Source organism: Sphaerisporangium sp. TRM90804, assembly GCF_029846175.1.
Classification (GTDB): Bacteria; Actinomycetota; Actinomycetes; order Streptosporangiales; family Streptosporangiaceae; genus Sphaerisporangium.
The window spans coordinates 22,725-38,315 of sequence record NZ_JARWAC010000041.1 but is presented as its reverse complement, the minus strand read 5'-3'; the positions used below and the strand labels follow the sequence as shown (position 1 = coordinate 38,315).

The 15,591-nt window shown below is 70.8% G+C and carries 8 protein-coding genes; 3 read left to right on the top strand and 5 right to left on the bottom strand.

The annotated features are described in order from the left end of the window. The first annotated feature begins 83 nt into the window (after positions 1 to 83). Positions 84 to 2,906, top strand: a complete 2,823-nt coding sequence (locus tag PYR91_RS35570) for a PQQ-dependent sugar dehydrogenase (RefSeq protein ID WP_279787293.1) — start codon at positions 84 to 86, stop codon at positions 2,904 to 2,906. 143 nt (positions 2,907 to 3,049) lie between these two features. Next, positions 3,050 to 6,574, top strand: coding sequence for a ThuA domain-containing protein (locus PYR91_RS35565; RefSeq protein WP_279787291.1), 3,525 nt, complete (start codon positions 3,050 to 3,052; stop codon positions 6,572 to 6,574). Between the two features lie 209 nt (positions 6,575 to 6,783). Here the strand turns inward: PYR91_RS35565 and PYR91_RS35560 are convergent, their stop codons facing one another. The 5 genes from PYR91_RS35560 to PYR91_RS35540 form a co-directional block, all read right to left on the bottom strand. After that, complete coding sequence (locus PYR91_RS35560; RefSeq protein ID WP_279787289.1) at positions 6,784 to 9,630, bottom strand: glycoside hydrolase N-terminal domain-containing protein; 2,847 nt, start codon at positions 9,628 to 9,630, stop codon at positions 6,784 to 6,786. Between the two features lie 570 nt (positions 9,631 to 10,200). After that, positions 10,201 to 11,316: a nickel pincer cofactor biosynthesis protein LarC gene (gene larC / locus PYR91_RS35555; protein ID WP_279787287.1), complete on the bottom strand. Its 1,116-nt coding sequence runs from the start codon at positions 11,314 to 11,316 to the stop codon at positions 10,201 to 10,203. Further along, complete coding sequence (gene larB, locus PYR91_RS35550) at positions 11,313 to 11,978, bottom strand: nickel pincer cofactor biosynthesis protein LarB (protein WP_279787286.1); 666 nt, start codon at positions 11,976 to 11,978, stop codon at positions 11,313 to 11,315. Before larB ends, larC begins: the two co-directional genes overlap by 4 nt. Continuing rightward, positions 11,975 to 13,231, bottom strand: a complete 1,257-nt coding sequence (gene larA, locus PYR91_RS35545; RefSeq protein WP_279787284.1) for a nickel-dependent lactate racemase — start codon at positions 13,229 to 13,231, stop codon at positions 11,975 to 11,977. The genes larB and larA overlap by 4 nt, the downstream gene beginning before the upstream one ends. A 51-nt stretch (positions 13,232 to 13,282) precedes the next feature. Continuing rightward, the gene (locus PYR91_RS35540) at positions 13,283 to 14,131 is read right to left on the bottom strand and encodes a fumarylacetoacetate hydrolase family protein (protein WP_279787282.1); all 849 of its coding nucleotides are present in this window, start codon (positions 14,129 to 14,131) and stop codon (positions 13,283 to 13,285) included. A gap of 166 nt (positions 14,132 to 14,297) precedes the next feature. On the opposite strand from PYR91_RS35540, the gene PYR91_RS35535 reads away from it, so the two are divergent. Further along, a complete protein-coding gene (locus tag PYR91_RS35535; RefSeq protein ID WP_279787280.1) occupies positions 14,298 to 15,590 on the top strand; it encodes an L-fuconate dehydratase in 1,293 nt (430 codons plus the stop codon). The last annotated feature ends 1 nt before the right edge of the window (position 15,591 follow it).

Here is a 15,591-nt window from a genome sequence, read left to right as displayed (position 1 = left end):
CTCTCAAGCCAAGGCGCCATGGCGACAGCGAGGCTCCGGCCTCGCCGTGGCCTGGGTTCACACGAAGGAAGGAACACTCCCACATGTCACGACGTCCGTGGCGCGCCTTGCTGGCTGCGATGGCGCTGATCTTTCCCGGAACGCTGGTGCTGACCGCTTCACCGGCCAGCGCCGTGGTCATCCCGGCGTCCGATTTCCAGCAGATCAACCTGGCCAGTGGTGGCGGTGAGCTGGGTGAGGCGATGTCGCTGGCCGTGCTGCCCAACCGATCGGTGCTGCACACGGCGCGCGACGGCACGGTGCGGGTCACCGACGCCGCCGGCAACACCAAGGTGGCGGCCAGGCTCAGTGTCTACACCCATGACGAAGAGGGTTTGCAGGGTGTGGCGGTGGACCCGAACTTCGCGACGAACCGGTACATCTGGCTGTACTACTCGCCTCGGCTGAGCACCCCCACCGGTGACGCCCCGGGCACCGGCACGCAAGCGCAGTTCGACCAGTGGAAGGGACATCTGAACCTGTCCCGGTTCACGTTGCGGTCGGACGAGACGGTGGACCTGTCCACCGAGAAGGTCGTGCTGGAGGTGCCCAACGACCGCGGGCAGTGCTGTCACGTGGGCGGCGACATCGACTTCGACGCGGCCGGCAACCTCTACCTGACGACCGGCGACGACACCAACCCCTTCGAGTCCAGCTCCTACACCCCGATCGACGAGCGCACCAACCGCAACCCGCAGTACGACGCGCAGCGCTCGGCCGCCAACACCAACGACCTGCGCGGCAAGGTGCTGCGGATCAAGCCGCAGGCCGACGGGACCTACACCATCCCGTCGGGGAACCTGTTCGCGCCCGGCACCGCCAGGACGCGGCCGGAGATCTACGCGATGGGGTTGCGCAACCCGTTCAGGATGAGCGTGGACAAGGCCACGGGCATCGTCTACCTGGGCGACTACGGCCCGGACGCGGGTTCGACCAACTCCAGCCGGGGCCCCCAGGGGCAGGTGGAGTTCAACCGCATCACCGCCCCGGGCAACTACGGCTGGCCGTACTGCACCGGGACCAACACCACCAACGAGACCTACAACGAGTACACCTTCCCCAGCGGCCCCTCCGGTTCCAAGTACAACTGCTCCGGCGGCCCGACCAACAACTCCTTCCGCAACACCGGCCTGGGCACCCTGCCCCCGGCCAAGCCGAGCTGGATCAGGTACGGCGGTGACGCCGGCTCCCCGCCGGAGTTCGGCGGCGGCGGGGAGTCGCCGATGGGCGGCCCGGTCTACCGCTACGACCCCAACCTCGCCTCCAGCGTCAAGTTCCCTCAGTACCTGGACGGGCGCTACTTCGCCGGCGAGTACGGCCGCCGGTGGATCAAGGCGATCGAGGTCAGGAGCGACGGCGGCTACGGCGAGATCAGCGCGTTCCCCTGGACCGGCACCCAGGTGATGGACATGGCCTTCGGCCCCGACGGCGCGCTCTACGTGCTGGACTACGGGACCGGGAGCAACAACCAGGCGCTGTTCCGGATCGAGTACATCGGCAACGCCAACCGCAACCCGATCGCCAGGGCGGCGGCGGACAAGACCTCCGGCCCGGCTCCGCTGACGGTGAACTTCTCCTCGGCCGGCAGCTCCGATCCCGAGGGCGGCGCGCTGAGCTACTCGTGGAACTTCGGCGACGGGACCACCTCCACCGCGGCCAACCCGACCAAGACCTACGGCACCAACGGCTCCTACACCGCCACGCTCACCGTCAGGGACCCCCAGGGGCTGCCCGGCACCGCCAGTGTCACCGTGAACGTCGGCAACAGCGCGCCCGCGATCAGCCTCGCCCAGCCCGGCGACGGGCGACTGTTCTCCTTCGGTGACAGCGTGCCGTTCCAGGTGACCGGCAGCGACGCCGAGGACGGCGCGCTGGACTGCTCGAAGGTCACGGTCACCTACTTCCTGGGTCACGACAGCCACCGCCACCAGATCACCGAGCAGACCGGCTGCACCGGGTCGATCACGGTGCCGGCCGACGGCGAGCACGACGCCGCGGCCAACCTCTACGGCGTGTTCGTGGCGTCCTACACCGACAACGGCGGCCTGACGTCCACCAGCACCCGCACCCTGCAACCGCGGCACCGGCAGGCCGAGCACTTCACCGCGCAGCAGGGCGTCCAGACCTCCGACCACACCACCGCCGAGGGCGGCAAGACGACCGGCTTCACCGACGACGGCGACTGGATCTCCTTCCAGACCTACGCGCTGGGCAACGCCACGAGGATCACCACGCGGGTGTCGTCGGCCGGCGCCGGCGGGCGGATCGAGGTGCGGGCCGGATCGGCGACCGGCACCCTGCTGGGCACGGTGACCGTGCCGGTGACCGGGAACTGGGACACCTTCACCGAGGTCTCCGCGACCCTCTCCGGCGCACCGGCCTCGACGACCACGCTCTACCTGGTCTTCCGCGGCGCGACCGGTCAGGGCTACCTGTTCGACCTGGACGCCTTCACGCTCGACACGTCCACCGGCGGATCGACCCAGAACGCGATCAAGGGGGTGGCATCGGGCCGGTGCCTGGACGTCAACGGCGCCTCGCAGACCAACGGCGCCCTGGCCCAGATCTGGGACTGCAACGGCCAGGCCAACCAGCAGTGGACCTCGACCAGCGCCAGTGAGCTGCGGGTCTACGGCAACAAGTGCCTCGACGTCAGCGGCGCCGGCACGGCCGACGGCACCGCCGTCCTCATCTGGGACTGCAACGGCCAGAACAACCAGAAATGGCGTCTCAACTCCGACGGCACCATCACCGCCATCGGCGCCAACAAGTGCCTGAACGTGACCGGCAACGGCACCGCCAACGGCACCAAGGCCCAGATCTGGACCTGCAACGGCGCCACCGGCCAGAGATGGGCCAGGGTCTGAGCCGGCCTTCACATCGGGGCGAGGGCGTCCCCGGCGCCCTCGCCCGCTCCCCTGTCCCCCTTAGGAGAGTCATGCGCCAAACCGCGCCATCAGCGGTCCTCCGCGCCGGCCGAGGGCCGGCGTCCACCCCCTGGAGAGCCCTCATGCGAAAACCACGCCTGCTTCACGTCCTGGCGGCCTTCCTGCTGTTGCTGCCGTTCACCGCGGTGCCGTCGGCGCACGCCGCGGCCCCGCTGTTCAAGGTGCTGCTGTTCACCAAGACGGCGTCGGGCGCCTACCGGCACGACTCCATCAGCGCCGGCGTCACCATGTTCCAGCAGCTCGCGACCGAGAACAACTTCCAGGTCGACCGCAGTGAGGACTCCAGCGTCTTCAACACGGCGACCCTGAGCACCTACGACGCCGTGATCATGTTCCAGACCTCCGGCATGGTCTGGGACAACGACGCGCAGCGCCAGGCGGCGCAGGCGTACGTGCGCGGCGGCCGCGGCATCGTCGCGGTCCACAACGCCACCGACATGAACATCGAGTCGCAGTTCCCCTGGTGGGACCAGGTCGTGATGGGCGGCGCCCACATGACCGCGCACTCCGCGACCGTGCAGGGCACCGCCAAGGTCGCCGACAAGGTGCACCCTTCGACCCAGGGGCTGCCGGACCGGTGGGGGCGCACCGAGGAGTGGTACAACTTCGACAAGAACATGCGCGGCTCCGTCCACGTGCTGGTCACCGCGGACGAGACCACCTACGACGCCGGGTCGAGCAGGATGGGCGCCGACCACCCGATCTCCTGGTGCCACACCCCCGAAGGGGGCAAGATGTGGGCCACCGCGATGGGCCACAACGCCTCCTCCTACTCCGAGCCGCTGTTCAGGCAGCACCTGCTCGGCGGAGTACGGTGGGCGGCGGGCGCCGCGGCCGGTGACTGCGGCGGCACGGTCGCGGCCCGGTTCCAGAAGGTCACCCTGGACGGCGCGCCTGACCAGCCCATGGAGCTGGACGTGGCCGCCGACGGCACGGTCTACTACATCTCCCGGTCGGGCAAGGTCAACATGATCGCCCCCGGCGGGGCGCCGCGCACGATCGGCACCCTGCAGGTCTACACCGGCGGCGAGGACGGCGGGATCGGCATCGCGCTCGATCCGAACTTCGCCAGCAACCGCTGGATCTACCTCAACTTCTCGCCCGCGGGCAGCGCCGAGGTCAACCGGGTGTCCCGGTTCACGCTCAACGGCACCACGCTCGACATGGCGAGCGAGCGGAAGATCATCGAGATCCCGGCGTACCGCAACGTCGACGAGCCGGGTCACACCGGCGGCTACCTGACGTTCGGCCCGAACGGCAACCTCTACATCGGCCCCGGCGACGACACCAACCCCAACGGCTCCAGCGGTTACGCGCCGATCGACGAACGTGCCGGGCGGGAGCACTTCGACGCCCAGCGCTCCTCCGCCAACACCAACGACCTGCGCGGCAAGATCCTGCGCATCCACCCCGAAGCCGACGGCACCTACACGATCCCGCAGGGCAACCTCTTCGCGCCCGGGACCGCCAAGACGCGTCCCGAGATCTACGCGATGGGCTTCCGCAACCCGTTCCGGTTCGCCGTCGACAAGGAGACCGGCTGGATCTCGGTGGGTGACTACGGCCCCGACGCGGGCGCGGCGAACGCCAACCGCGGCCCCGAAGGCACCGTCGAATGGAACCTGATCAAGGAGCCGGGCTTCTACGGCTGGCCCTACTGCGTCGGGAACAACATCCCGTTCAACGACTTCAACTTCGCCACCAACACCTCCGGCTCGAAGTTCAACTGCTCGGCGCCGGTCAACAACTCGCCCAACAACACCGGGCTGACCAGCCTGCCCGCGGCCAAGTCCGCGACCATCTGGTACAACTACCACGCCTCCGCCCAGTTCCCCGAGATCAACTGCTGCGGCGGCGCGGGGCCGATGGGCGGCCCGTTCTACGACTACAACCCGGCCAGCACCTCCGACCGCAAGTTCCCCGAGTACTTCGACAAGACGCCGTTCCTCTACGAATGGAGCCGCAACTTCGTCAAGGAACTGCGGCTGGACTCCTCGGGCAACCTCCTGAAGATCAACCCCTTCGTCGCCCAGCTCGCCCTGCACGCGCCCATCGACATGAAGTTCGGCCCGGACGGCGCCCTGTACCTCGCCGAATGGGGCAACGGCTTCGGCCACAACAACACCGACGACGGCATCTACCGGATCGACTACGTCGGCGGCAACCGCTCCCCCGTCGCCCGGGCGACCGCCACCCCCGACTCGGGCAGCGCCCCGCTGACGGTCGCGTTCTCCTCCGCCGGCTCCTCCGACCCGGAGGGCGACGCGATCACCTACGCCTGGGACTTCGGCGACGGCGGGACCTCCACCAGCGCGAACCCGTCCCACACGTACACCGCCAACGGCACCTACAACGCCAGGCTGACCGTACGGGACTCCGGCGGGAGGACGGGCACCGTCACGGTGTCGGTGGTCGTCGGCAACACCCGTCCCAGGGTCGTCTTCAGCGCACCGGCGGACGGCGGGTTCATCGACTTCGGCGACACCGTCGCCTACACGGTGAACGTCACCGATCCCGAGGACGGCACGGTCGACTGCTCGCGGGTCACCGTGATCGGCGCGCTCGGCCACGACCAGCACAGCCATGACACCGGTCAGGTCACCGGTTGCTCGGGGAACATCACGACCACCGCCTCCGGGCACGACGAGGCCTCCAACGTCTACTACGTGCTGATCGCCGAGTACACCGACGGGAGCGGCCTGAAGACCAGCACCGGGATCACGCTGCAGCCCAAGCACAAGCAGGCCGAGTTCTTCACCGGCTCGTCGGGTGTCCGGACCATCGACCAGGCCGGGGCCGAGGGCGGCAGGCGCATCGGCGAGATCTCGGGCGGTGACTGGCTCTCCTTCACGCCGATGAACCTGTCGGGGATCGACTCGGTGTCCTTCCGCGTCTCGTCGGCGTCCAGCACCGGCGGATCGATCGAGCTGCGCGCCGACTCGCCGACCGGGGCGCTCATCGCGTCCAGCTCGGTGCCGAGCACCGGCGGCTGGAACAACTACCTGTCGCTGCCGGCGGCGGCCGTCACCAACCCCGGTGGCACCCGCAACATCTACATGGTGTTCCGGGCGCCGACGGCGAACTCCTTCGACGTCGACTCGGTCACCTTCAACGGCAGGGGCGTCGGCAACGGCGGCGGTAGCGGCGGCGGCCCGCAGAGCGGACGTGTCTACACGCTGACCGCCGGGCACAGCAACAAGGTCGCCGACGTCAGAGGCCAGTCGACCGCCGACGGCGGCGCCGTCATCCAGTGGACGGCCGGCGGCGGCACCAACCAGCAGTGGAAGGTGACCGACTCGGGCAACGGGACGTTCACCCTGGCCGCCGTGCACAGCAGCAAGTGCATGCAGGTCGCGGGCTCCTCGACCGCCGACGGCGCCCTGGTCCAGCAGTGGGGCTGCTCGGGCGCCGCCAACCAGAAGTGGCGCTTCGAATCCGCCGGAACGGGCGTCTACCGGATCGTCTCGGCGAACAGCAGCAAGTGCCTGGACGTCCCCAGCGCCTCCACGGCGAACGACGTCCAGCTCACCCAGTGGACCTGTAACAGCGGCACCAACCAGCAGTGGAGGCTCACCCAGGTCGGCTGACACGAAGGCCCCGGCGCCCGCCTGGCGGGCGCCGGGGCCGATTCCCCTTCGAGCTCGTCCATCGCGTCCAGCGGCGGTCCGCACCAGCGGGTCCGTCGCCGAACCATGACCTGCCCGCCGCGCCCGGCCCGGTGGAGTGCTTCGCCGCACCCGCCGGGGCGGGTGCGGCGAAGCTCGTGGGGCTCAGGGCCGTACCGGGTCCGCGGTCGTCAGACCGCGATGATGGTCCACAGGTTGTTGGTGTTGGTGTTGGGCGCCCACATGGCCACGTTGGAGCCGGCGGTGCTGTTGCCCATGCCGTCCAGGGCGGTGCCGGTGCCGCGGTTGATGATCTGGTAGCGGCCGTTGCCCGTGCTGTTGAGGCGCCACTGCTGGTTGTTGCCGCCGTTCCACGCCGCCTGCCGGCAGACGGCGCCGTTGGCGGTGTTGCCCCAGCTGTCGGCGACCATGCCGTTGGTGCGGTTCACGATGCGGTTCCACCCGCCGCCCAGGTCCACCAGCTGCCACTGCATGTTGTTGTTGCCGTCCCAGGTCCACTGCTTCAGGTTGGCCCCTGAGGCGACGTTGCCGCCGCTGTCCAGCACCAGCCCGGTGGTGGCGTTGGCGATGCGCACGTGCCCGCCGGCGGCCGCCTTGCCCGACATGCGGTAGGCGCGGCCGGCCTCGCCGGTCAGCCTGATGACGTCGGACTCGGGTTTGGTCACGGTGACCGCGGCGCCGCTGGTCGTGTCGACCACCGTGTAGGTCCCGGTGAACAGCCGGCTGCGCACGTTGACCGTGCCGGCCCGGTCGAACCTGATGAGGATCTCTTCGGGCGCGCCGGAGTTCCAGGTGGTGTCGACGGTGTAGCCGCCGCGGCCGCGCAGGCCCTGGACCTTGCCGCTGGGCCAGGCCGACGGCAGGGCGGGCAGCACGTGCAGTTCGCCGTTGTGGCTCTGCAGCAGCATCTCGGCGATGCCGGAGGTGGCGCCGAAGTTGCCGTCGATCTGAAACGGCGGGTGCAGGTCGAACATGTTGGGCGCCAGGCGGGCGGTGGTGACCAGCAGGCGGATCAGGGTGTGCGCCCGGCTGCCCTCCTCCATCCGCGCCCAGTAGTTGATCTTCCAGGCGAGCGACCAGCCGGTGCCGTCGTCGCCACGCAGCTCCAGGGTGCGCCGTGCGGCGTTGTACAGCGACGGGGTGCCGCGCTTGGTGATCTGGTTGCTGGGGTGCAGGCCGTACAGGTGGGAGACGTGCCGGTGGTTGGGCTCGGTCTCCACCCAGTCGTACAGCCATTCCTGGATGTTGCCGCGCGAGCCGACCTTCATCGGCGCGAGCCGGTCGCGGGCCGCGAGCACCCGGGTGCGGAAGTCGGCGTCGGTGCCGAGCACCTGGCTGGCCTGGGCGCAGGCGTTGAACAGGTCGCGCAGGATCTGGTTGTCCATCGTGGGGCCGGCGCACACGCTGACGCCCGAGTGGTGCGGCAGTTCGGGAGAGTTGGAGGGGTTGGTGACCAGGTATCCCAGGCTGGGTTCGGTCACCAGGCTGTCGAGGAAGAACTGCGCGGCGCCCTTGAGCGCGGGGTAGTACTGCTGCAGGAACGCCTGGTCGCCGGTGAACTGGTAGTGGTCCCAGATCAGGGTGGACAGCCACGCGCCGCCGGTCTGCCACATCCCCCACAGCGCGCCGTCGACGACGGAGGAGGCGCGCCAGGCGTCGGTGTTGTGGTGGGTGACCCAGCCGCCGGCGTTGTACTGCACCCGGGCGGTGCGGGCGCCGGTGACCGACAGGTCGCCGATCATCTTGAACACCGGGTCGAAGCACTCGGCCAGGTTGGTGGTGTCGGCCGGCCAGTAGTTCATCGGCAGGTTGGCGTTGATGGTGTATTTGGAGTCCCAGGCCGGGGCCAGCGAGTCGTTCCAGATGCCCTGCAGGTTCGCCGGCTGCGTGCCCGGCCGGGAGGAGGAGATCAGCAGGTACCGGCCGTACTGGAACAGCAGCACGGAGAACTGCGGGTCGTTGGCACTGCCGTGCTGCGCGATGCGGACGTCGGTCGGCTGGTCGGCCGCGGCGGTGCGGCCCAGGTCCAGGGTGGTGCGCCCGAACAGGCGCTGGTAGTCGGTCACGTGCCGCGAGCGCAGGTCGTCGTAGGTCCTGGCGGCGGCGGCGTTCAGGTGGTTGCGGGCGATGCCCTGGTAGTCGCCGCCGACGTTCTGGTAGTTGACGTAGCTGGAGCCGATGGAGATCAGCACGGTCACGCTGTTGGCGCCGCGTACCTGCAGCGTGCCGCCGGAGCTGCTGACGGTGCCGCCGTCGGCGAGGACCCGTGCCAGTCCCAGGAACCGCACCGAGCCGGTCTTGCCCTCCATGTCGCCCGAGACGCCGTCCAGGCCCACGGTCGCGCTGTCGGGGCTGGTGCGGGTGGTGCGCTGGGGGCTGTCGAACGTCGCGGAGAAGGTGATCGAGCCGGTCCGGTCGGCGGTCAGCCGGACGGCGATGACCTGGTCGGCCGCGCTGGCGAACGTCTCGCGCCGGTGCCGTATGCCGTTCTGCAGGTACGTCGTCACGGTGGTGGCCGTGGTCAGGTCGAGGACGCGGTTGTACTCCGACACCCCGCCGCCGCCGGCGCCGAAGGTCAGCCGCAGGTTGCCCACGGTCTGGTAGGCGAGCTGGCCCGCGGGGCTGCCGAGCATGTTCTGGTCGATCAGGGTCTGGGCCTGGCCCCACTGGTTCTGGAACACCAGTTGCCGGATCTGCGCCAGCGCGCCCGCGCCCCGGGTGTTGCTCTGGTCGTAAGGCCCGCCCGCCCAGACGGTGTCCTCGTTCAGCTGCAGCCGCTCCACGTCGACGTTGCCGAAGACCATGGCGCCCAGCCGCCCGTTGCCGATCGGGAGCGCCCGCAGCCAGTCGGTGCCGGCGCTCTCGTCGTACCACAGCGCCAGATCGTTCGCGGCCAGCACCTGCGCCGGCGCGACCGACCCCGCCCGCGCCACCGCCGTCCACTGCAACGGCAGCAAGGCGGCGCCGGCTCCCACCGCGCCGAACCTGAACAGCTGCCTGCGCGAGAAGTCAGACATATCGATTTCTCCATCCCGAGGGGGGGTACGGACGGGACTACGGCGCGGCGGGCACCGCGGCTGCCGGCCGGCCGCGGTCACCTGGTGACGTTGAAGGCGTCGACGTCCGACAGATGGCCGGTGCCGGACATCGCCTCAGCGGTTCCGCCCCACCGGTCGCCGGGACGGCCCGCCGGCAGCCGGGATGGGAGGACTGAGCGATGACCGCGCCGATCTTAGTCTCAGACACCCGATGTTAAGCGCAGGTTTCCGGGTGTCAAGATTGCCGCTGCGCCGCGTCTCCGGAGATACATCGGATGTCTTTTGGGCGCGGCGAGACATGCCCCCGCACCAGGGGTTTCGGCGTGGACGGGGGTCGAGAAAGGCCTCCCGTGGAGTCGGAAAGCGGAGGGCGGGAAGCGGCTGAGGTGAAACTTTCAGCCCAGACATGGGATGTCGGCCGCATCGCGTGACGGCGAGCCCCGCTTGCCGGGGTCCGGCTCCCCCGCCCACCTCGCCGTGGAAGGTCACCGAGCGTCGTCGGGGCAGGGGGACGGGGCGAGCCGTGCGGAGACATCCCATGTCGCGTCGTCACAGCGCTTCCAGCGCCTCCAGCGCGAGCTGCCTCAACGGTCTGCCGGTGGCCGCGGCCAGCCGCACCAGGTCGTCGTGCTCTGGCTTGACGCCCCACCGCCCGTGCTTCATCCGCACGTCCTGACCGTACAGGCGCACGGTCTCGAAGTGCCGGGGCAGGGCGACCTTCTCGACCACGCTCCGCCGCAGCCCCAGGCTGCCCGTCTCGGCGAGCACCAGCTCCTGCAGGCGGCCGGCCAGCTCCAGGGAGGTCAGCACGTGCAGGACATGGGCGGGGCGGCCCTTCTTCATGACCGCGGGCGTGACCCAGGCGTCGGCGGCGCCCGCGTCCAGGGCCCGTGCGATGACGTGCCCGAGAACCTCGCCGGTCACGTCGTCGAGGTTGGTCGACAGGACGACCTGCCTGCCGGCCTCGGCCACGGGCTCTCCGAGCATGGCCACGACCACGTTGGGACGGTCCGGCAGCTCCCGGGTGCCGGCACCGTACCCGGTGGCGCGCAGCGTCATCTCGGGCGCCGCGCCGTAGGTCGCGCCGGCGGCGCGGAGCAGGGCGGCCCCCGTGGGGGTCACCGCCTCCCCCACCGCCCCGCCCCGGACGATCGCCCCTTCGAGCAGAGCGAGCGTGGCGGGAGCGGGCACGGGCAGCACACCGTGCCGGGTGCGCACGGCGCCGGAGCCGAGCGGCACCGGCGCGCTGTGGACGTGCGTCACCCCGAGGTCGCGCAGGGCCGCCGCGCAGCCGACGATGTCGATCAGCGTGTCGTGCCCGCCGAGCTCGTGCAGGTGCACGTCGGCGGCGGGTACGCCGTGCAGCGCGCCCTCGGCCTCGGCGATGGCGGTGAGCGCCGCCTCGGCGACCGGCAGGCCGGTCCGGGCCGCCATCGCCAGCAGCTCCGACGCGGAGCGCTCCGTGGCGTCGTCCTCGACGCCGACCCGGACGCGGACGGCGACCAGGGGGCCGGTGCGAACCTCCTCGGCGTCCACCCGCCACCCGGTCAGGCCGGTCAGGGTGACGGCGCGCCGCACGGCGTCCAGGGAGGCCCCCGCGTCCAGCAGCGCCCCGAGCAGCATGTCCCCGGCCAGGCCGGTGAACGGGTTCAGATGGAGGATCACCCCGGCCTCCTCGTGAGGCGATAGGCCGCGAGCGTGGCGCCGAACCCCGAGTCGATGTTCACCACGGTGATCCCGGCCGCGCAGGAGGTGAGCATCGCCAGCAGGGCCGTCACCCCCTCCAGCGCCGCGCCGTAGCCGGTGGAGGTGGGCACCGCGATCACCGGCGTCTCGACGAGACCGCCGACGACGCTGGCCAGCGCGCCCTCCATGCCGGCGATCACGATCACGCTGTCGGCCGCGCGCAGGTCGTCGACGACGGCCAGCACCCGGTGCAGCCCGGCGACCCCCACGTCGCGGACGAGCGTCGCGCGCAGGCCGAGGGCGGACGCGACGGCGGCGGCCTCGGCGGCCACCGGGCCGTCCGCGGTCCCCGCGGTGACCACCGCCACGGTGTGCCCGGCCGGGCGGGCCTCGCGCCAGACCAGCAGCCGGGCGCCGGGCTCGTACCGGCCTTCGGGGAGTGAGGCGAGCACCGCCGCGGCGGCGTCGGCTTCGACGCGCGTCACCAGGACGGGCCCGGTGTTCTGGTCGAGCAGGGCGGAGACGATTCCGATGATCTCCGGCACCCGCTTGCCCGGCCCGTAGACGATCTCCGGCAGCCCTTGGCGGGCCTCCCGGCCGAGGTCGACCCGCGCGTACCCGAGGTCGAACGATCCGTTCATGCGGAGACGACGTAAGGGACGGTCATGGGGCCCTCCGGCAGGACGCACACCCGGCCCTTGAGGCCCTCGACGGTGGCGGCGACGTCGTGGCTGCGCTCAAGGTGGGCGGCGGCCAGCTCGGCGTCGCCGAGGAAGGAGGTGTACATGATCACGCGGGCGGCGCGCTGGATGCGGGCCTGGATCTGCACCTGCCACTGGTCGGGCACGGTGACGGCGCGGCGGGAGATCTCCTCGAACAGCGCCTCGGGGGACGCGGCGGAGGTGAGCACCTCCCGGTAGGAGCCGTGGTCGGGGAAGCCGTCGCGGCACTCGGCGGCGCAGACGATGGTCCCCCCGGGCCTGACCACCTGCGCGGCCGCGCTCATGCCCTTGACCGACTGGTAGAGGTTCTGGTCGAGCGGGAAGCCGGCGTTGGTCGTCACCACCACGTCGAACGGCTCGGCGACCGGCCGCATCGCCGTCGCCCGGACGGCCGCCGTGGCCGCGGCGTGCATCGGGAGCAGGTCGCCGCCGAACGCCCGCACGATCTCCTGCCGGCGGTTCAGCATGACGTCGAGGCCGAAGGTGACGCCGGTCGCGGCGGCGATTGCCCGGACGTCGTCGTGGACCGGGTTGCCCTCGATGACCCCCCAGGTGGCCCGCGGGTCGCCGATGCGGGCCGCGTCGTGCAGGGTGAGCACGGTCTCCAGGGCCGCGAGCCCGGGCGCCACCAGCTTCGGGCCGCCGGAGAAGCCGGCGAAGAAGTGCGGCTCCACGAAGCCGGTCGTGATCCGCACGTCCGCGTCGAGCCACTCCTTGTTCAGCCACACCGGGACGTCCTCGCCGAGCCGGCCCACCCAGCGCAGCGACGAGGCGTCACGCGCGTCGTGGTTGACGATCCGCACGGCGTCCACGACCTGGTCTCCGAACATCGCGCGCAGCTCGGCGCCGGTGTTGCCGCGATGCGTGCCGGTGGCGACCAGGATCACGACGTCGTCCAGGTCGACCACCCCGTCCAGCTCGGCGAGGATCGCCGGGATCATGAGGTGCCTCGGCTGCGGCCTGGTGCCGTCGCAGGCGGAGACGGCGACCGTCTGCCCGGGGCGCACACGCTCGCGCAGCGGCGGCCCCGCGACGGGGTCGCGCAGGGCGCGCCGCAGTTCGGCGGCCTCGTCCGCCGCGGCCTCCCGGTCGACCGGCGTGATCACGGTGGTCCGGTCGCCGGGGAGGTCCACGACGAGCCCGTCCGTGCCGTAGGCCAGTTCAATGCGCATGGTCTGGTTCCTCCTACGACTCGAACGCCCCGCGCGTGCCCGCCGGCTCGCTCACGCCTGCCCCATCCGCTGGCGCTGGCGGCCGAGGCCGTCGATCTCGACCTCGACCACGTCGCCTTCGCGCAGGTACGCGCGGGGACCGCGGCCGAGCGCCACGCCCGCCGGGGTGCCGGTGTTCACCACGTCGCCGGCCTCCAGCACCATGAACTGGCTGAGGTACCAGATCACGTGGTGCACGCCGAAGATCTGGTCCTTGGTGCTGCCGTTCTGGCGGAGCTCCCCGTTGACCCACAGCCGCATGCCGAGCGCCTGCGGGTCGCCGACCTCGTCCGCGGTGACCAGCCAGGGCCCCATCGGGTTGAACGTCTCGCACGACTTGCCCTTGTCCCACTGGCCGCCGCGCTCGAGCTGGAACTCGCGCTCTGAGACGTCGTTGGCGATCGCGTAGCCGGCGATCACCTCCGCCGCGTTCTCCGGCGAGGGCAGGTAGCGGGCCGCACGGCCGAGGATCACGGCCAGCTCGACCTCGTAGTCGGTCTTCACGCTGCGCCGCGGCACCAGGACCTCGTCGTCCGGGCCGACGAGCGTGTTGGGCGCCTTCATGAAGACCACCGGCTCGGGAGGGCTCGCCACCCCGGTCTCCTCCGCGTGGTCGAAGTAGTTCAACCCGATGCAGACGATCTTCCCCGGGCGGGCCACCGGCGCGCCGACCCGGTCATACGGCCCGGCCTCGGGGAGCCGGCCGTCCGCCAGGGCGGACCGCACCCGCTCGACCCCTCCTCCTTCCAGGAACGCGCCGTCGATGTCCGCCGTCAGCGACGACAGCTCCAGCACCCGGCCGTCGGGACCCATGACGCAGGGCCGCTCGCGGCCCGGTGGTCCCACACGCATCAGCTTCACGATTCGTCTTCTCCCCTGGTCTCCATGAGTACGTCCTATGATGAGCCTGGCAGATTCATCGGGTTAATACGAAGTCCGCCTAGACGATCTCCCCCGGTCAGCTTGACCTGTTCCCGGGAGGAGCCTACTGTTCGAAGCATATTCATCGGGTTAATTGGAGTCGCCCATGCCGACGATCACCTCCGTGAACGTGATCGACATCAGATTCCCGACCTCGGCCACGCTCGACGGCTCCGACGCGATGAACCCCGACGGCGACTACTCGGCGGCGTACGTCGTGCTGGAGACCGACGACCGCGACCTGTCGGGGTACGGCCTGACCTTCACGATCGGCCGGGGCAACGACCTGTGCGTGGCCGCGGCCGAGCAGATCGCGAAACGCCTGGCGGGCCGCGACGTGGACGAGCTTGCGGCCGACCTCGGCGGCCTGTACCGCGACATCATGGCCGACAGCCAGATGCGCTGGCTGGGGCCGGAGAAGGGCGTGGTGCACCTGTCGGCCGCGGCCGTGCTGAACGCCGCCTGGGATCTGGCGGCGCGCCGGGCGGGCAAGCCGCTGTGGCGCCTCGTGGCGGACATGCCGCCCGAGGAGCTGGTCGCCGCCTGCGACTTCCGCTACCTGTCGGACGTGCTCACCCCCGCCGAGGCCGTCGAGATGCTGGCCGCGCTCGCCCCCACGCGCGAGGCGCGGATCGCCGAACTCGCCGAACACGGGTACCCCGCCTACACCACCTCCCCCGGATGGCTCGGCTACGACGACGACAAGCTTCGCCGCCTGTGCCGCGAGGCCGTCGCCGACGGCTGGACCCACGTCAAGCTCAAGGTCGGCGCGAGCGTCGAGGACGACATCCGCCGGCTGGCGATCGCCCGCGAGGCGATGGGCGGCCGGACGCTGATGATCGACGCCAACCAGGTGTGGGACGTGCCCGAGGCCATCGAGTGGGTGAACCGGCTCGCGCCGTACGAGCCGCTGTGGATCGAGGAGCCGACCAGCCCCGACGACGTCCTCGGCCACGCGGCCATCCGCAAGGCGGTCGCGCCGGTCGGGGTGGCCACCGGCGAGCACTGCCACAACCGCGTCATGTTCAAGCAGCTTCTGCAGGCGGGCGCGATCGACTACTGCCAGATCGACTCCTGCCGCCTGGCCTCGGTCAACGAGATCGTCCCGGTCCTGCTCATGGCCGCCAAGTTCGACGTGCCGGTGTGCCCGCACGGCGGGGGCGTGGGCCTGTGCGAGCTGGTCCAGCACATGGCGATCGTCGACTACGTCTGCGTGAGCGGCAGCCTCGACGGACGCGTCCTGGAATACGTCGACCATCTGCACGAGCACTTCACCGACCCCGTGCGCGTCGAGCGCGGCCGCTACCGGTTGCCAGAGGCGCCCGGTTACGGCGCCCGCATGCACCCTGGTTCCGTGGCCGCCTACCGATACCCTGATGGGCACCGTTGGGGAGGCTGAG